This is a genomic window from Bacillus pretiosus (assembly GCF_052947655.1).
The window spans coordinates 4,236,566-4,253,193 of sequence record NZ_CM129593.1 but is presented as its reverse complement, the minus strand read 5'-3'; the positions used below and the strand labels follow the sequence as shown (position 1 = coordinate 4,253,193).

General features: G+C 36.5%; 20 protein-coding genes and 1 other annotated feature. Of the genes, 17 read left to right on the top strand and 3 right to left on the bottom strand.

Annotated features, from left to right (window positions below; all coding sequences use genetic code 11):
• The first annotated feature begins 103 nt into the window (after positions 1 to 103).
• Both ACU8YW_RS21920 and ACU8YW_RS21915 read left to right on the top strand, forming a co-directional pair.
• The gene (locus tag ACU8YW_RS21920; RefSeq protein WP_000469281.1) at positions 104 to 292 is read left to right on the top strand and encodes a YrzR-like zinc ribbon domain; all 189 of its coding nucleotides are present in this window, start codon (positions 104 to 106) and stop codon (positions 290 to 292) included.
• Positions 293 to 310: 18 nt separating this feature from the next.
• Positions 311 to 439 (top strand): YrzQ family protein, encoded by a 129-nt coding sequence (locus tag ACU8YW_RS21915; protein WP_001053553.1) that lies wholly within the window; start codon positions 311 to 313, stop codon positions 437 to 439.
• 35 nt (positions 440 to 474) lie between these two features.
• On the opposite strand, the gene ACU8YW_RS21910 is transcribed toward ACU8YW_RS21915, so the two are convergent.
• Entirely contained in the window at positions 475 to 687 is a 213-nt protein-coding gene (locus tag ACU8YW_RS21910) for a hypothetical protein (protein WP_000242555.1), read from the bottom strand.
• A gap of 176 nt (positions 688 to 863) precedes the next feature.
• Here ACU8YW_RS21910 and ACU8YW_RS21905 point away from each other — a divergent pair, with 176 nt between their 5' ends.
• A complete protein-coding gene (locus ACU8YW_RS21905; RefSeq protein ID WP_048541428.1) occupies positions 864 to 1,931 on the top strand; it encodes an AI-2E family transporter in 1,068 nt (355 codons plus the stop codon).
• Positions 1,932 to 1,969: 38 nt separating this feature from the next.
• Here the strand turns inward: ACU8YW_RS21905 and ACU8YW_RS21900 are convergent, their stop codons facing one another.
• Positions 1,970 to 2,314 (bottom strand): PH domain-containing protein, encoded by a 345-nt coding sequence (locus ACU8YW_RS21900; RefSeq protein ID WP_000209469.1) that lies wholly within the window; start codon positions 2,312 to 2,314, stop codon positions 1,970 to 1,972.
• A gap of 211 nt (positions 2,315 to 2,525) precedes the next feature.
• Positions 2,526 to 2,745, top strand: a binding site (T-box leader).
• Between the two features lie 40 nt (positions 2,746 to 2,785).
• On the opposite strand from ACU8YW_RS21900, the gene alaS reads away from it, so the two are divergent.
• From alaS to ACU8YW_RS21840, 12 genes are all read left to right on the top strand, one after another.
• Positions 2,786 to 5,428: an alanine--tRNA ligase gene (alaS, locus tag ACU8YW_RS21895; RefSeq protein WP_426933894.1), complete on the top strand. Its 2,643-nt coding sequence runs from the start codon at positions 2,786 to 2,788 to the stop codon at positions 5,426 to 5,428.
• Positions 5,429 to 5,504: 76 nt separating this feature from the next.
• On the top strand, positions 5,505 to 5,771 hold the full coding sequence (locus ACU8YW_RS21890; RefSeq protein WP_000348590.1) for an IreB family regulatory phosphoprotein: 267 nt from the start codon (positions 5,505 to 5,507) through the stop codon (positions 5,769 to 5,771).
• Between the two features lie 3 nt (positions 5,772 to 5,774).
• Positions 5,775 to 6,188: a Holliday junction resolvase RuvX gene (gene ruvX / locus ACU8YW_RS21885; protein WP_001221204.1), complete on the top strand. Its 414-nt coding sequence runs from the start codon at positions 5,775 to 5,777 to the stop codon at positions 6,186 to 6,188.
• Positions 6,189 to 6,200: 12 nt separating this feature from the next.
• Positions 6,201 to 6,479 (top strand): DUF1292 domain-containing protein, encoded by a 279-nt coding sequence (locus ACU8YW_RS21880; RefSeq protein ID WP_000392245.1) that lies wholly within the window; start codon positions 6,201 to 6,203, stop codon positions 6,477 to 6,479.
• Positions 6,480 to 6,699: 220 nt separating this feature from the next.
• Positions 6,700 to 7,770 (top strand): endolytic transglycosylase MltG, encoded by a 1,071-nt coding sequence (gene mltG / locus ACU8YW_RS21875; RefSeq protein WP_426933893.1) that lies wholly within the window; start codon positions 6,700 to 6,702, stop codon positions 7,768 to 7,770.
• Positions 7,771 to 7,972: 202 nt separating this feature from the next.
• A complete protein-coding gene (locus ACU8YW_RS21870) occupies positions 7,973 to 8,614 on the top strand; it encodes an O-methyltransferase (protein WP_046956307.1) in 642 nt (213 codons plus the stop codon).
• A gap of 7 nt (positions 8,615 to 8,621) precedes the next feature.
• Positions 8,622 to 9,551, top strand: coding sequence for a peptidase U32 family protein (locus ACU8YW_RS21865; RefSeq protein WP_000742789.1), 930 nt, complete (start codon positions 8,622 to 8,624; stop codon positions 9,549 to 9,551).
• Positions 9,552 to 9,569: 18 nt separating this feature from the next.
• Positions 9,570 to 10,850 carry a peptidase U32 family protein gene (locus ACU8YW_RS21860; RefSeq protein WP_000217969.1) on the top strand — a complete coding sequence of 427 codons (1,281 nt, stop codon included), beginning with the start codon at positions 9,570 to 9,572 and terminating at the stop codon, positions 10,848 to 10,850.
• A gap of 18 nt (positions 10,851 to 10,868) precedes the next feature.
• Complete coding sequence (gene udk, locus ACU8YW_RS21855) at positions 10,869 to 11,507, top strand: uridine kinase (protein WP_000537082.1); 639 nt, start codon at positions 10,869 to 10,871, stop codon at positions 11,505 to 11,507.
• A gap of 278 nt (positions 11,508 to 11,785) precedes the next feature.
• Positions 11,786 to 12,262, top strand: a complete 477-nt coding sequence (greA, locus tag ACU8YW_RS21850; protein WP_000179964.1) for a transcription elongation factor GreA — start codon at positions 11,786 to 11,788, stop codon at positions 12,260 to 12,262.
• A gap of 92 nt (positions 12,263 to 12,354) precedes the next feature.
• The gene (locus tag ACU8YW_RS21845; RefSeq protein WP_088064456.1) at positions 12,355 to 14,109 is read left to right on the top strand and encodes a peptidoglycan D,D-transpeptidase FtsI family protein; all 1,755 of its coding nucleotides are present in this window, start codon (positions 12,355 to 12,357) and stop codon (positions 14,107 to 14,109) included.
• 116 nt (positions 14,110 to 14,225) lie between these two features.
• Positions 14,226 to 14,873 (top strand): YrrS family protein, encoded by a 648-nt coding sequence (locus ACU8YW_RS21840; protein ID WP_060488236.1) that lies wholly within the window; start codon positions 14,226 to 14,228, stop codon positions 14,871 to 14,873.
• A 34-nt stretch (positions 14,874 to 14,907) separates the two neighbouring features.
• Here ACU8YW_RS21840 and ACU8YW_RS21835 read toward each other — a convergent pair whose 3' ends face one another.
• A complete protein-coding gene (locus ACU8YW_RS21835; protein ID WP_000010984.1) occupies positions 14,908 to 15,123 on the bottom strand; it encodes a YrzA family protein in 216 nt (71 codons plus the stop codon).
• Positions 15,124 to 15,259: 136 nt separating this feature from the next.
• On the opposite strand from ACU8YW_RS21835, the gene ACU8YW_RS21830 reads away from it, so the two are divergent.
• Both ACU8YW_RS21830 and mtnN read left to right on the top strand, forming a co-directional pair.
• Entirely contained in the window at positions 15,260 to 15,898 is a 639-nt protein-coding gene (locus tag ACU8YW_RS21830; RefSeq protein WP_088064455.1) for a class I SAM-dependent DNA methyltransferase, read from the top strand.
• A 14-nt stretch (positions 15,899 to 15,912) separates the two neighbouring features.
• Positions 15,913 to 16,608, top strand: coding sequence for a 5'-methylthioadenosine/S-adenosylhomocysteine nucleosidase (gene mtnN, locus ACU8YW_RS21825; RefSeq protein ID WP_048531328.1), 696 nt, complete (start codon positions 15,913 to 15,915; stop codon positions 16,606 to 16,608).
• The last annotated feature ends 20 nt before the right edge of the window (positions 16,609 to 16,628 follow it).

Below are 16,628 nucleotides of genomic sequence, written 5' to 3'. Positions count from 1 at the left end.
TTTCAAACGTATATCGTTGAAAGGCTCCAGTAATGTATAAATGAATGCGGTTTGGACATAATGGCGAATAGAATCTGGGAGACTGTAAGGAGATGAAAGCCATATGTTCATTTGTCCAAATTGCAAAGGGAAAGACATTGGAAAAATAGGTGTCAACCAATTTTATTGCTGGAATTGTTATATCGAATTATCGGTTTCAAAAGGGAAAATCCATACGCATCAAGTAGAGGAAGATGGTTCATTAAGCTCTCTTGATGATTTATTTGATGAGAACGAAAGAACGATCGGATAACGAAAAGGGGGATTTACTTTGAATCTACGCAATTCATTAATCGCATTAGGTGTTGGAGCGGCAGCATATCAATATGCTCGCAAGCAAGATGTATTTTCAAAACGCAATATGAAAAAAGCACGTAAGATGATTAAATCTTATTTATAAGCGCAAAAAACTCCCTTCATAATAAGGGAGTTTTTTTATGCACTTGTATGTAAATATAAAAGTCCAATTTCAGAGAAGAGATACGATAGGCCGTAACATCCAACGCCAAGCATTCCGTAATGAAATAACTGCTTCGCCCTTTCTTTTCGGGAGGAACGAATAAAGAAACCTTTCCAAATCCCAAACCCGATACAAACCCATTCAAGAATCATAAAAAGTGCTGATAATACGAGCATAAATAAAACCATTATTAGCCCTCCTGATTATATTGTTTCATGCTGCATTCTCAGGGGTGGTTGTCCTTGTTATGTTATGTATATGTATGTCTTTACAAAACAGTATGGTCTGCACGAAAAGATTTTAAAACTTTTGCACATAACCTACCCTGTTTATTTTCAAAATAAAGGTGGAGGAGGTTTTTCGTGTGAAGAATCTTAAAATCATTTGGATATATCGTTTAGGGTTATTGTTACTTGTATTTCTTTGTTTACTTGTCTTTTTAAAAATTAAGCCGCTATGGGCACCGATTATTTTTGTATTTAAAGTGGCAATTACACCGTTTCTTATTGCATGCTTTATTGCGTATTTATTGCATCCTTTAATTGAAAAAATTCATAAAGAGGGGATGCCACGTACACTTGCTATCTTGCTTATTTACATCCTTTTCTTTGGCGGAATTGGTTATGGGATTTATAAAGGAACGCCAGTTGTTATTAAACAGTTACAAGAGATTAATGAACAATTTCCGCAGTTTACAAAAATGTATGATTCTTGGATGGATGGCGTCACAGAACAAACAGCAAATTTCCCATCATTTATTCATGAAAAGGTGAAACAAATTTTTGTTGGTGTAGAAACGAAGATACAATCACTTTTAAATAAAGTGATGAGTACGGCTCGTGGCGTACTGGATTCGTTGCTTATTATTTTCTTAATACCGTTCATTGTATTTTACATATTAAAAGATTACGGTGAATTTTATCACATCTTTTGGAAACTAGTCCCAAGTAAGTGGCGTAGTACAGGGCAAATGCTGGCGAAAGAAATTGATAAGTCACTCGGAAGTTATATTCGAGGACAGTTATTTGTTTGCTTAGTATTAGGGGGAGTATCTGTTCTTTCCTTTTGGTTTATCGGTATGAAATATCCACTATTACTCGGCATTATTATTGGGGTAACGGATATAATCCCGTACTTCGGTCCTATTTTAGGGGCGATTCCGACATTGATGATTGCGGCAACGGTATCAACGAGTTTACTCATTAAGGCGGGAATTACGATTGCTATTTTGCAGTTTTTGGAAAGTAACATTTTATCACCTTACATCGTTGGTAAGTCACTTCGTATGCATCCTGTTATTATTATGCTTGCATTACTAGTTGGAGGAGAGATAGCTGGGATTGTAGGATTACTAATATCAGTTCCAATTTTAGCGGTTATTCGTACAGTGATTGTTCATGTAAGACCTCTTTGGAAAAAAGAAGATGTGTAATATGAAAGCCCTCTACTTATAAAAGTAGAGGGCTTTCATTATTTAGAGAGTTGCTCGTGTATTTGTTGAACGAGAGAGTTTACATCATTTGTTTGAATATGCTTTATTTTTTTCCATTCATTATCGTACATAAATATAATTTGATTGCTGAAAAGCCGCTTTTGCTCTTTTAGATTAGAAATGTTTGCAAAAGAGTACTCTTCAAATATTGGGTTCTTACTTACATCTGGTCCATAAAAGAAGAGCCGTTTGTTCGTTAAAATTAACAGTCCTGGTCTTGCAACGGAACGATAAATAAATATATCTAATGAACATGCAGTGTAAAATAATATCGTTTCGTCAGTCGTTAATATGTTTTTAGCCTTGTTCAATAAAGTTGTCATTTTGCTCACTCCTTTATTATTGATAATTTAATTATAACAAAAAAATAATATTCTGAAAAAAATATAGAGGTAGTACAATTTATTAATAAATGCATAATATATTGAAAGGCTGTTAAGAATGAATAGTAGAATAACTATGGTTAATGCAATATAAATGATTATCTACATTGACAAACTTAAGAGAATTCTATTATATTTAGTCATATAATACATTAAATCAATGACGGAAAAAGTACGTTACAGTCCATTTATAGAGAGAAGCTTCCATATGGCTGAAAGAAGCTTTAAATGAAGGGTAACAGAAAGCTAATCCTGAGAGCAGCTAATCACTGCCGTCTTGCCACGTTACGGCACCATGAGGTGATGAATTGATTGTTATAATAATCAATTCATAATTAGGGTGGTATCGCGAGTTAACTCTCGTCCCTTTTATAGGGGCGGGAGTTTTTTATATTTAAGGAGGAAAATATAATGAAACAACTAACAGGCGCACAAATTCGTCAAATGTTTTTAGACTTTTTCCAAGAAAAAGGACATGCAGTAGAACCTAGTGCATCACTAGTTCCGCATGAAGATCCATCTCTGTTATGGATTAACAGTGGTGTAGCGACATTAAAAAAATATTTTGATGGACGTGTAATCCCGCAAAATCCACGTATTACAAATGCCCAAAAATCAATTCGTACAAACGATATTGAAAACGTAGGGAAAACAGCTCGTCACCATACATTCTTTGAAATGTTAGGAAACTTCTCAATCGGTGATTACTTTAAAGAAGAAGCAATTACTTGGGCTTGGGAATTCTTAACGAGCGACAAATGGATCGGATTCGATAAAGAATTACTATCAGTTACAATCCATCCAGAAGATGAAGAAGCATTCACAATTTGGAATGAAAAAATGGGTGTTCCAAAAGAGCGCATCATCCGTTTAGAAGAAAACTTCTGGGATATCGGTGAAGGACCAAGCGGACCGAATACAGAGATTTTCTATGACCGCGGAGAAGCTTATGGTAATGACTTTAGTGACCCAGAATTATATCCAGGCGGAGAAAACGAGCGTTACTTAGAAGTATGGAACCTTGTATTCTCTCAATTTAACCATAATCCAGACGGTTCATATACACCGCTTCCTAAGAAAAACATCGATACAGGGATGGGTCTAGAGCGTATGACATCTATCGTTCAAGATGTACCTACAAACTTTGATACAGACTTATTCATGCCGATGATTGGCGCAACAGAATCAATTTCTGGTGAGAAGTATCGTAATGGTGACTTAGAAAAAGATATGGCGTTTAAAGTAATTGCTGACCATATCCGTACAGTAACATTTGCTGTAGGTGACGGTGCTCTTCCATCTAACGAAGGCCGTGGTTATGTATTACGTCGTTTATTACGCCGCGCGGTTCGTTATTCGAAGAAATTAAACATCAACCGTCCATTCATGTTTGAATTAGTGCCGGTTGTTGGAGAGGTAATGAAAGACTTCTACCCAGAAGTACTTGAAAAGAAAGATTTCATAGCAAAAGTTGTGAAAAATGAAGAAGAGCGTTTCCATGAAACACTTCATGATGGGGAAGCAATTTTAGCTGAAGTTATCACAAAAGCAAAAGAGGAAAAAACAACTGTTATTTCTGGAGTAGATGCGTTCCGTCTATATGACACATATGGTTTCCCGATTGAATTAACAGAAGAATATGCAGAAGAAGCTGGTATGACAGTTGATCAGGAAGGCTTTGAAAGTGAAATGGAAAAACAACGTGAGCGCGCACGTGCTGCTCGTCAAGACGTTGATTCTATGCAAGTTCAAGGCGGTGTCCTTGGAGAAGTGAAAGTAGCGAGCGAGTTCGTTGGTTACGGTACAGTTGCAACAGAAAGTAACGTTGTTGCACTTGTGAAAAACGGCGAATACACAGATAGCTTACAAGCTGGTGAAGAAGGGCAATTAATGCTTGATGTAACACCATTCTATGCTGAGAGCGGTGGACAAATTGCAGACCGTGGTTACCTTCTTGCTGACGGCGTGAAAGTACTTGTAAAAGACGTACAAAAAGCACCAAATGGTCAAAACTTACACAAAGTTGTTGTTGAAGAAGGTACATTAACGAAAGATGCGGCTGTGAAAGCTATTATCGACACGAAAAACCGTAGTAGCGTTGTGAAAAACCATACAGCAACTCACTTACTACACCAAGCATTAAAAGACGTACTTGGAACGCATGTTAACCAAGCAGGTTCTCTTGTAACTTCTGAACGTTTACGCTTTGATTTCTCTCACTTCGGTCAAGTACAAGCTGACGAATTAGAAAAAATTGAGCGTATCGTAAACGAGAAAATTTGGGAAAGTATTGATGTTGAGATTTCTCAAAAAGCAATTGAAGAAGCGAAAGAAATGGGCGCAATGGCATTATTCGGTGAAAAATACGGTGATGTTGTACGCGTTGTACAAGTAGGCGATTATAGCTTAGAGCTTTGCGGTGGTTGTCACGTTGATAACACAGCTTCAATTGGTATTTTCAAAATCGTTGCTGAGTCTGGTATCGGTGCAGGAACGCGTCGTATTGAAGCAGTAACTGGTAAATCTGCATACGAATTAATGAACGATCAAGTAGGTTTATTAAAAGAAGCAGCAGGAAAAATGAAAACAAACCCGAAAGATATTTTAACAAGAGTGGATGGTTTATTTACTGAAGTAAAACAACTTCAAAAAGAAAACGAATCTCTTGCTGCAAAATTAAGCAATATTGAAGCTGGAAACTTAACTGATTCAGTAATGACAGTTGATGGCGTAAACGTATTAGCAGTGAAAGTAAACGTTGCAGATATGAACAACTTACGTACGATGATGGATGACCTGAAAAATAAATTAGAGTCTGCAGTTGTCGTATTAGCGTCTGTAAATGATGATAAAGTAAACATCTTAGCTGGCGTAACGAAAGATTTAATTAGCCAAGGTTACCATGCTGGTAAACTTGTGAAAGAAGTAGCTTCTCGTTGTGGCGGCGGTGGTGGTGGCCGTCCTGACATGGCTCAAGCAGGCGGTAAAAACCCAGCGCAAGTTGAGGAAGCTTTAGCATTTGTACAAGAGTACGTTAAATCTGTTTCAAAATAAAGAGATAGTAGTGTACAATGGTAGGGAGAGGAGAAGTTCTTCTCCCTATACTTACTATATAAGTGAGGTGCTTGAAATGGACGGTTTTGATAAAACAATGAAGTTTAGCATTCAAGATGAAAAACAGAGTGTCCATGTAAATGATGTACTTTTAACTGTGTATGATGCACTTCAAGAAAAAGGCTATAATCCGATTAACCAAATCGTCGGTTATTTATTAAGTGGAGACCCAGCATACATACCTCGCCATAAAGATGCACGAAGCATCATTCGCAAGCTTGAACGTGATGAGTTAATTGAAGAGCTTGTGAAGTCGTACTTGAAACATCATCGTGAGGAGTAGTTTATGCGGATATTAGGTTTAGATGTAGGTACAAAAACAGTCGGAGTTGCAATGAGCGACGAAATGGGCTGGACAGCGCAAGGGCTGGAAACAATCAGGATTAACGAAGAACGAGGCCACTTTGGTTTTGATCGTATTTCTGAGTTAGTAAAGCAATACAATGTGGACAAAATAGTAGTAGGTTTACCTAAAAATATGAATGGTACAATTGGCCCACGTGGTGAAGCGTGCCAGCAATTTGCAGAAAACCTGCGAAATCTGTTACAATTAGAAGTTGTAATGTGGGACGAGCGTTTGTCAACGATGGCAGCGGAACGTCTGCTCATTTCAGCTGATGTGAGTCGTAAGAAGCGAAAACAGGTAATTGATAAGATGGCTGCAGTCGTAATCTTACAAGGATTTTTAGATAGTAAATAAGAGGTGACCAAAATGGAAGAAAATCAAATTACAATTGTAGACGAAAAAGGTAACGAACATTTATGTGAAATTATTTTCACTTTTGATGCTGAAAAATTTGGCAAAAAATCATACGTAGTCTTCTCTCCAATCGGTGAAGTAGACGAAGATGGAGACCCAATTTATGATGCAATGGCTTATGAGCAAAATGAAGAAGAGGGCGGAAGTTTACTTCCAATCGAATCTGAAGAAGAGTGGGAAATGGTACAAGAAATGTTCAACACTCTAGCTGATGAGCAAGAAGCTGAATAATAAGTACTGAAAAGGTGGACGACATACAGTCCACCTTTTTTTATATGTAAAATGAAAGATTTTTTGTCGAAACCGTGTAATCCTTTGTAGTATAATGAGACGGATTGTAGAAAAATAAAATGTCTATCTAAAAAAAGATAAATAAATTTATTGTGTTTTTATATCGTGTTGTATAGAAAGATATACATACGGTCTACAATTTAATTAAGGAGGAAGAGTGTTGATAGAGAATCAAGTGAAAAAAAAGCGTAGACGTCTTTTTTTATTTTCGATTATTGCACTGCTTTTAGTTTGTGGTTCAGTCTATGCGTATATTTCATCCGCATTAGGACCAGTTGATAGCGGGAATAAAAAAGAGATTGAAGTAGAAATTCCAAAAGGATCATCTACTAGTAAAATTGGTGAGATTTTAGAAGAAAAAGGTGCTGTGAAAAACGGTACAGTTTTTAGTTTTTATACAAAGGCTAAATCTAAAAATTTACAAGCGGGTACATATTTATTAAATCCTTCAATGAGTGCCTCAGATGTTATTGAACAAATGTCATTTGGTAATGTACATCGTCCAGCTCTTTATAAAGTGACGATAAAAGAAGGTGCACAAGTAACTGAAATTGCAGAAACGGTTGCAAACGAATTAAAGTGGAATAAAGATGATGTCGTACGTCAATTAAACGATAAAGCATTTATTCAAAAAATGCAGCAAAAGTATCCGAAGTTGTTAACGGATAAAATCTTTGATAGCAATATTAAATATCCATTAGAAGGTTATTTATATCCTGCGACGTACTCTTTCTATAAAAAAGATACGACGTTAGAAGAAATTGTAATTCCAATGCTTGAGAAAACGAATGCAATCATTGTTCAAAACGAGGCAAAAATGAAAGCGAAAAACTGGGATGTTCATCAGCTTTTAACATTGTCTTCACTTATTGAAGAAGAGGCAACAGGCTTTACAGATCGGCAAAAAATCTCTAGTGTCTTTTATAATCGTTTGGAAAAAGGTATGCCCCTGCAAACTGATCCAACGGTATTATATGCACTTGGAAAGCATAAACAACGTGTATTATACGAAGATTTAAAGATCAACTCACCGTACAATACGTATGTTGTGAAAGGATTGCCGGTTGGTCCGATTGCAAACTCTGGTAAACATTCAGTGGAAGCGGCGTTAGAGCCTGCACAAACAGATTATTATTATTTCTTAGCTGCACCAACTGGTGAAGTGTACTATGCGAAAACATTGGAAGAGCATAATGCATTAAAGCAAAAATATATTACGAAAAAACAGTGAAATGGGGAGGGATAGCGAAAAATGTCGCACATCCCTCTTTTTTGTGGTAAAATATATCGGGTTAAAAACTGGCAGAAGAATCGTTTTTAATATCAAAACGGGACGTACAAGCTAAGGATGAAGCTGGCTTGTATTTTTATTGCATTCTATGTGTGAAAAGACGTCATAGAGGCACTTCTCCATGTAAATAAGGAGGACCATTATGGAGGATGCAGTTAACGAGTACCTATTATCATTTATTGATCCGAAAGATAAATTAATTCTTGAAATGGAAGATTATGCGAAAGAAAATCATGTGCCGATTATGGATCGACTTGGAATGGAATTTATGTTGCAATTTTTACGTTTAATTGGACCAAAAAGCATTTTAGAGCTTGGTACAGCAATTGGTTATTCTAGTATTCGTATGATGCAAGCTATTCCAAATTCTCGCATTGTGACAGTTGAACGCAATCGTGAGCGATATGAAAAAGCACTTGAATATATAGAACGTTCATCAGTTAAAGAGCGTATTTCTGTTATTTACGGTGATGCGTTAGAAACAGGTGAGCAAGTAGAAGAACATGGAACGTTTGACGTTATTTTTATTGATGCAGCAAAAGGACAATATCGTCGCTTTTTTGACTTATATGAACCGTTATTAAACCCTGGTGGGGTAATTATTTCAGATAATGTTATGTACCATGGTCTTGTAACGACAAAAGAGAAAATTGAAAACAGACGTACACGTGGTTTAATCCGTCGTATTAAGACGTACAATGAATGGCTTATGAACCATGAAGGATATGATACAACGATTTTCCCAATTGGTGATGGAGTAGCTGTTAGTAAAAAGAGAGGGTGACCAAGGTATGAAGAAACCTGAATTGTTAGTAACGCCAAAAGCAGTAGTGGATATCGAACCTCTTGCGAAAGCAGGAGCAGATGCGGTAATGATCGGTGAGCAAAAGTTCGGTTTACGTTTAGCAGGGGAATTTTCACGTGAAGATGTGAAACAAGCTGTGAAGATTGCGCATGAAAATGGTGTGAAAGTATACGTAGCAATGAACGCTATGTTCCACAATGATAAAGTAGACGAATTAACAGATTATGTTGCATTTTTAAACGAAGTAAGTGTAGATGCAATTGTTTTCGGAGACCCAGCAGTATTAATGGCGGTCCGAGAAGTAGCGCCAAATATGCAATTGCACTGGAATACAGAAACAACAGCAACAAACTGGTTTACTTGTAACTACTGGGGACAAAGAGGAGCAAAACGCGCTGTATTAGCTCGTGAGCTTAGCTTAGATGAAATTGTTGAATTAAAAGAAAATGCTGAAGTGGAACTTGAAGTACAAATTCACGGTATGACTTGTATGTTCCAATCGAAGCGTTCCTTAGTAGGAAACTACTTTGAGTATCAAGGACGTAATCTTGACATTGAAAAGAAAAAATATGAAGAGAATATGTTCTTATATGACCCAGAGCGTAACAATAAATATCCAATTTATGAAGATGAAAATGGTACTCACATTATGAGTCCAAACGATATTTGTTTCATCGATGAGTTAGAAGAACTAATTGACGCTGAAGTCGCTAGCTTAAAAGTTGATGGTGTACTAAAAAGCTCTGCATACATTATTGAGGTAACGAAGAAATATCGTAAAGCAATTGATTTATGTGTAGAAGATCGTGATGCGTATTATGACGTGAAAGACGATTTATATAAAGAGATAGAAGAAATGCAACCAGTAAATCGTCCGTTAGATACAGGATTCTTCTTTAAAGAGACGGTTTACTAAACGAGGAGGGTGTAGGAAATGACTGTACAAGAAATTTCACGAGTAATCGATGGCAAACGCGTTATTGTGAAGAAACCTGAACTGTTAATCCCTGCGGGTAACTTAGAAAAATTAAAAGTAGCTATCCATTATGGGGCAGATGCTGTATATTTAGGTGGACAAGAATTTGGTCTTCGTTCGAATGCAGGTAACTTTACACTGGAAGAAATGGCAGAAGGTGTTGAATTTGCAAAGAAATATGGAGCAAAAATATATGTAACAACAAATATCTTTGCACATAATGAAAATATGGACGGGCTAGAGGAATATTTAAAAGGGATTGAAAAAGCTGGCGTAACGGGAATTATCGTTGCTGATCCGCTTATTATTGAGACTTGTAAACGTGTAGCGCCTTCTGTTGAAGTGCATTTAAGTACACAACAATCACTATCCAACTGGAAAGCAGCACAGTATTGGAAAGAAGAAGGTTTACATCGTCTTGTATTAGCTCGTGAAGCAAGCTATGAAGAAATGAAAGAAATTAAAGAAAAAGTGGATATTGAAATTGAAGCGTTCGTCCATGGTGCAATGTGTATCGCATATTCAGGCAGATGTACGTTAAGTAACCATATGACAGCACGTGACTCTAACCGTGGTGGTTGTTGTCAATCTTGCCGTTGGGACTATGATTTAGTTCAAACAGTATCACAACATAAAGATGCAAAAGAGCTTCCTCTATTCCAAGAAGAAGATGCTCACTTTGCAATGAGTCCAAAAGACTTAAATTTAATTTTATCAATTCCCAAAATGATTGAAATTGGAATTGATAGCTTAAAAGTTGAAGGACGTATGAAATCAATCCATTACGTAGCAACTGTAGCAACGGTATACCGTAAAGTAATTGATGCGTATTGTGCGGATCCGGATAATTTTGAGTTTAAACAAGAATGGTTAGATGAGCTTGATAAATGTGCAAATCGTGATACAGCTCCCGCATTCTTTGAAGGGGTTCCAGGACATCAAGAGCAAATGTTTGGAAATCATAGTAAGAAAACAACGTATGATTTCGCTGGTTTAGTGTTAGATTATAATGAAGAAACAGGCATCGTAACGATTGAGCAACGTAATCATTTCAAACCAGGACATGAAGTGGAGTTCTTTGGGCCAGAAATAGAAAACTTTACGCAGACGGTGGAGAAAATTTGGGATGAGGATGGAAACGAATTAGATGCAGCGAGACATCCGCTGCAAATCGTGAAATTCAAAGTGGATCAACCAGTGTATGTGAATAATATGATGCGCAAAAGCATACTTCAATAAGAAAGAGTTGATAGTCGAATGGGGACGAATAAGCCTGTTGTAATTGGAATTGCTGGTGGTTCGGGATCAGGTAAAACGAGTGTAACGAAAGCGATTTTTGACCATTTTAAAGGTCATTCTATTTTAATCTTAGAGCAAGATTATTATTACAAAGATCAAAGCCATTTACCAATGGAAGAGCGTTTAAAAACAAATTATGATCATCCGCTTGCGTTTGATAATGATCTGTTAATTGAACATTTGCAGCAGTTACTTGCATATGAGCAAATTGATAAGCCTGTATATGACTATACATTGCATACGCGTTCAGAAGAAGTTATTCCAGTTGAGCCGAAAGATGTAATCATTTTAGAAGGAATTCTTATTTTAGAAGACCCACGTCTTTGTGAGTTAATGGACATTAAGCTATTCGTTGATACAGATGCAGATCTTCGTATTTTACGCCGCATGCAGCGTGATATTAAGGAACGCGGCCGTACGATGGATTCAGTTATTGATCAATACGTAAGTGTTGTACGTCCAATGCACAATCAATTTATTGAGCCTTCTAAGAAATTTGCGGATATTATTATCCCTGAAGGTGGACAAAACCATGTTGCAATTGATATTATGGTGACAAAAATTGCAACAATTCTTGAACAAAAAGTAAATTTGTAATAGCATAGTAAAAGATATACGATAGGAAGGGATTTTTTCCCTTCCTATCGAATACAATGAAACATGCAACCTCATCTATATATAGGTGAGGGCATATTTATATCAACTTTCCATACATATCTTCTTTATATAAAGAGGAATTGGGAATACGGGGTTGTATGTGACAACTCCGCTAGTACAGGCGTGCTAGAAACCTCCGCTATACATATAAGTGGGGGAGTTTTCATATGGAACTCCTCTTTTTTTCGGGGGATTGGTATATAAAAGGAGTGGAAAATATGGCAACAGAAAAAACATACCCTATGACGCAAGAGGGTAAGCAAAAGCTAGAGAACGAACTTGAAGATTTAAAAACGGTAAAACGTAAAGAGGTTGTAGAGCGAATTAAGATTGCACGTAGCTTCGGAGATCTTTCTGAGAACTCTGAGTATGATGCAGCGAAAGATGAGCAAGCGTTCGTAGAAGGACGTATTACACAATTAGAAAACATGATTCGTAACGCAGTTATCATCACAGATAACGGCGAAGAGTCTACAGTTGTTACATTAGGTAAAACAGTAACATTTAAAGAGTTACCAGGTGGAGATGAAGAATCTTACACAATCGTAGGTAGCGCAGAAGCAGATCCATTTGAAGGAAGAATTTCTAACGATTCTCCAATTGCAAAAAGCTTATTAGGTAAGCAAATTGGTGAGAAGGTAGCAATCCAAACTCCAGGTGGAGAAATGCAAGTAGAGATTATCTCTGTAAAATAATAAAAAATCACTCGTGTAAAAGCGAGTGATTTTTTTATTTGTATAAAAGATGAAACACTCCGTCCAAACTATAATAGACGAGGTGTTTTTTTATGAAAATAAAACGGAGAATTACAATTGTTTTAATTTTTTTTATATGTATCATGTTTATTTTACTTTGTCGTTTAATTCAAATACAAATTATAGATACAGAATCATTTACAGATCGTAAGATAAATTTAATTGAAAAAAGTGTTACACAACGGACGCAGTCCATTACGGTAGATGATGGACGAGGCCATTTTATAGATCGGAACGGTAAGGGAATAGGTGAGAAAAAGTATCCTGTTTTAATTGTTTTTCCATTTCTACAAATAAAAAATGACATGTTAGAGAAAATTGCGCATATCATTGGTGTGTCGAGACAAGAGATTGAAAGTCAAATGAAAGACAAGAAAAGTGCATTTATCATGCAAAGGGGAAATGGTCCATTTCGCTTGGCACGAGAGCAGATGGAGAAGGTAAATCAATTAAATGTATTAGGTATTGTAGCAGCTGAAGTTCGTTTACGGCAAACTGGCAGGGTGAATCATTTAATTGGCGATGTGGGGGAGAATGAACGAGAATTTCAAAAACGATACGGAGAAGTAAGAAAAATTTCAAGGCAAACGCCAATTGGTATTTCAGGATTGCAGCAATCATTTGATGAATTTCTTTTGACCGATGGAGAGGCAAAAGTATTGTATCAAGTGGACCGACAAGGGGAACCGATTTTTGGAAAACAAGCGAAATATACTGCGCCTGGAAATCCGTTTTATCCAGTGACGATTCAAACAACTTTACATAACAGGTTACAGCAAAAAGCAGAAGAAGTGGTTGAAGCAAGCGAAATAAAGAAGGGGGGATTAGTATTACTTGATGTAAAGACAAATGAAATTTTAGCGATGGTCAGTAAACCATCTGTGCAGGTGAAGGATGAGCGTTTATATACAACTACACTTGAAAATCAAATGTTGACACCACATTTTCCCGGTTCTGTTTTTAAAACAATAGTTGCAGCGGCAGTGATTGATCAAAATGAAAATGTGTTTAATCGTACATTTAATTGTAATCAAGATTTATATGGTGAAGACCACCCACAAGTTATGATGGGTACACTTAGTTTTAAAGAGAGCTTTGCTAGAAGCTGTAACAGGACATTTTCAGAGTTAGGTAATGAGCTAATACAAAAGGATAAGATGGTGTTAGAAACTTACGTAGCAGCGTTAGGAGCCGCTAGTAAGGTTGGATGGAAAGGTTCTGTATTTCATACAACTCATTTTGAGCAAATGCCAGAGGAGAAGAGGGTTACGATTTGGGGTAGTGAAGGAAATAAGAATAGTAAAAAGGCGGTAGCGCAAACAGCAATTGGACAAAAAGATGTACGTATGTCACCTCTAGCGATTGCAAATATGATGGCGACGATTGCTAGAGGTGGAGAAAAGATGGAAGTGAAAGCTGTGGAAAAAATAATGTATAAAAATGGAACGGACTTCTATACATTTGAAGACCATACATTAGGTGGAAAACAGCTTTCCTATGAAACGGTGAAAACATTACAAGAGTTATTAAGGGGTGTTGTAACAACGGAGAAAGGAACAGGAGCAGCATTCAGGTCATTACCACTAAGTGTTGCCGGAAAATCTGGGACAGCGCAAACAGGAAAAGGGATGAAAGTGAATCGTTGGTTTGCGGGTTATTTTCCATATGAAAATCCAAGATATGCTTTAGTTGTCGTGGATATAGAAACGAATAGCAATGTAAATAAAGTTACACCTATTTTCAAAGCTATCGTAGAATCAATCTATCGATTAGAGAATGAAAAGTAATCTTGCAATTCATAGTGAAATGTTTTCATTTCGTGAAAATATTATTGTAAATGTTCAACCTTTCTAGATTTAATGTTACAATAGCAAGTATGAAAAACTGCATGGAGGTTTGAAGAATGGCAGGAGGATCTAGATTCCAACAGAAACAACAAAAACGTCGTCAAAACGGTGTTTTAAATATTGCAATTGCAATTGTATTAATATTAGTAGCTATTGTATCATATCAATTGTTTGTTCCTGAAAGAAAAGAACAAGCGTCTTCTAGTGATAAAAAAGTAGCTCAGCAAACAACAAAAGAGAATAAGTCTGAGAAAGCTAAAGGCAAAGAAGAGACGAAGAAGAACGAGCAAGATAAGGCAGAGGCTAAGAATAAGGAAGAAGAGAAGCAAAAGGCTGAAGAAGAACAGAAAAAAGCTGAAGAAGAAGCGAAAGCTAACGAGAAAGTACCAGCTGAAAAAACACAGCCAAAGGCAACTGACGCTTATACGAAGTCTTCTTGGAAGCCAGTAGGTACAGAGCAAGGTGCAACACCTGCGATGACGTTTAAAAAAGGTACAGCAGATTGGAATGAGATGAACCAAGCAATTTCAGCTGCAATTGACGTTCCAGTAGAGCAATTAGTTATTCATCGAATCGGAAATAACGGTAAAAATAAAGCTTACGGTAACGTACAAGATAAACAATCAGGTAAAAAATATTATGTAAATATTGATTGGGTAGAGAATGAGGGCTGGAAACCAGTACTTGTTCAAACTCTAAACTAAAAAAGAGAGGCTCCTTAGGAGCTTCTCTTTTTTGTTAACGCAATTTTTTTAATTTAAAATGAACAACCGCGCTATAATACGGTCTTTTGCTTTCAGGATCCATAACCATTTGATGTGAGATGTGATGAACTTCAAGCATAAGTGCTTTATTATTATCAATTTGTTCACTAATTTTTCGTTCTAAAGAAGCTAAGTCTCCCGCTTCAAAAAATTCTACTTTATCTTCTAACATTTCAAAGGTAAATGACATGAAGACGGCCCCTCTCCTGTTTAATCAACTATAGTGTAACAAAGAAAAGAAGGAAATACCATGTACATTTCAATTGACATTTTTAGAAAGAGGGCATATTATACTGATAAAACCGATAAGAAAAAGGGGGATTTTTATGGGTACAGAATTTAATGGTTTATTTGATGAGTGGGCTCATACGTACGACTCATTTGTACAAGGCGAAGATATACAATATAAAGAAGTTTTCGCCCATTATGAGGACATTCTAGAGGATGTAGTTAACAAGTCATTTGGTAATGTATTAGAATTTGGTGTTGGTACTGGCAATTTAACAAATAAATTATTGTTTGCTGGACGCACAGTTTACGGTATAGAACCGTCACGTGAAATGCGCATGATTGCAAAAGAGAAATTGCCAAAAGAATTGTCCATTACAGAAGGTGATTTTCTTTCGTTTGAAGTCCCAAATTCAATTGATACCATAGTAAGCACCTACGCATTTCATCATTTAACAGATGATGAAAAAAATGTAGCGATTGCGAAGTATAGTCAATTGCTAAACAAAGGTGGTAAAATAGTGTTTGCTGATACGATATTTGCAGATCAAGATGCATATGATAAAACTGTTGAAACAGCAAAACAAAGAGGTTTCCATCAGTTAGCAAACGATTTGCAAACGGAATACTATACACGTATTCCAGTCATGCAGTCTATTTTTGAAAACAATGGCTTCCATGTAACGTTTACGAGATCAAATCATTTCGTTTGGGTAATGGAGGCAACTAAGCAATAGAAAGAGGGATTAGATTGAGAATTGCTGTAATTGGAGCAATGGAAGAAGAAGTACGTATTTTACGTGACAAATTAGAACAAGCAGAAACAGAAACGGTTGCGGGTTGTGAATTTACGAAAGGACAATTAGCAGGACACGAAGTAATCTTGTTAAAGTCTGGTATTGGTAAAGTAAATGCAGCGATGTCAACGACAATTTTATTAGAAAGATATAAGCCTGAAAAAGTAATTAATACTGGTTCAGCTGGTGGCTTCCATCATTCTCTAAACGTTGGAGATGTAGTTATTTCAACAGAAGTTCGTCATCATGACGTAGATGTAACAGCATTTAACTATGAGTATGGTCAAGTACCAGGAATGCCGCCTGGATTCAAGGCTGATGAAGCATTAGTTACATTAGCTGAGAAATGTATGCAGGCAGAAGAAAATATTCAAGTTGTAAAAGGTATGATTGCAACAGGTGATTCATTTATGAGTGATCCGAACCGCGTTGCAGCAATTCGTGATAAATTTGAAGACCTTTATGCAGTAGAAATGGAAGCAGCAGCTGTTGCACAAGTATGCCACCAATATGAAGTTCCGTTTGTTATTATTCGTGCGCTTTCTGATATTGCAGGTAAAGAATCAAATGTTTCATTTGATCAATTTTTAGATCAAGCAGCTCTTCATTCTACAAACTTTATCGTAAAAGTACTAGAAGAGTTAAAGTAATGTAACAAAAAGGCAACTGT

Bases quoted from the DNA above. Each gene is read 5' to 3' on its own strand.
- ruvX (WP_001221204.1), top strand. From the start codon at position 5,775: ATGCGGATATTAGGTTTAGATGTAGGTACAAAAACAGTCGGAGTTGCA.
- alaS (WP_426933894.1), top strand. From the start codon at position 2,786: ATGAAACAACTAACAGGCGCACAAATTCGTCAAATGTTTTTAGACTTT.
- ACU8YW_RS21865 (WP_000742789.1), top strand. From the start codon at position 8,622: ATGAAGAAACCTGAATTGTTAGTAACGCCAAAAGCAGTAGTGGATATC.
- ACU8YW_RS21910 (WP_000242555.1), bottom strand. From the start codon at position 687: ATGGTTTTATTTATGCTCGTATTATCAGCACTTTTTATGATTCTTGAA.
- ACU8YW_RS21900 (WP_000209469.1), bottom strand. From the start codon at position 2,314: ATGACAACTTTATTGAACAAGGCTAAAAACATATTAACGACTGACGAA.
- ACU8YW_RS21830 (WP_088064455.1), top strand. From the start codon at position 15,260: ATGGGTACAGAATTTAATGGTTTATTTGATGAGTGGGCTCATACGTAC.
- ACU8YW_RS21870 (WP_046956307.1), top strand. From the start codon at position 7,973: ATGGAGGATGCAGTTAACGAGTACCTATTATCATTTATTGATCCGAAA.
- udk (WP_000537082.1), top strand. From the start codon at position 10,869: ATGGGGACGAATAAGCCTGTTGTAATTGGAATTGCTGGTGGTTCGGGA.
- ACU8YW_RS21920 (WP_000469281.1), top strand. From the start codon at position 104: ATGTTCATTTGTCCAAATTGCAAAGGGAAAGACATTGGAAAAATAGGT.
- greA (WP_000179964.1), top strand. From the start codon at position 11,786: ATGGCAACAGAAAAAACATACCCTATGACGCAAGAGGGTAAGCAAAAG.
- ACU8YW_RS21840 (WP_060488236.1), top strand. From the start codon at position 14,226: ATGGCAGGAGGATCTAGATTCCAACAGAAACAACAAAAACGTCGTCAA.
- ACU8YW_RS21845 (WP_088064456.1), top strand. From the start codon at position 12,355: ATGAAAATAAAACGGAGAATTACAATTGTTTTAATTTTTTTTATATGT.
- ACU8YW_RS21880 (WP_000392245.1), top strand. From the start codon at position 6,201: ATGGAAGAAAATCAAATTACAATTGTAGACGAAAAAGGTAACGAACAT.
- ACU8YW_RS21835 (WP_000010984.1), bottom strand. From the start codon at position 15,123: ATGTCATTTACCTTTGAAATGTTAGAAGATAAAGTAGAATTTTTTGAA.
- ACU8YW_RS21860 (WP_000217969.1), top strand. From the start codon at position 9,570: ATGACTGTACAAGAAATTTCACGAGTAATCGATGGCAAACGCGTTATT.
- ACU8YW_RS21890 (WP_000348590.1), top strand. From the start codon at position 5,505: ATGGACGGTTTTGATAAAACAATGAAGTTTAGCATTCAAGATGAAAAA.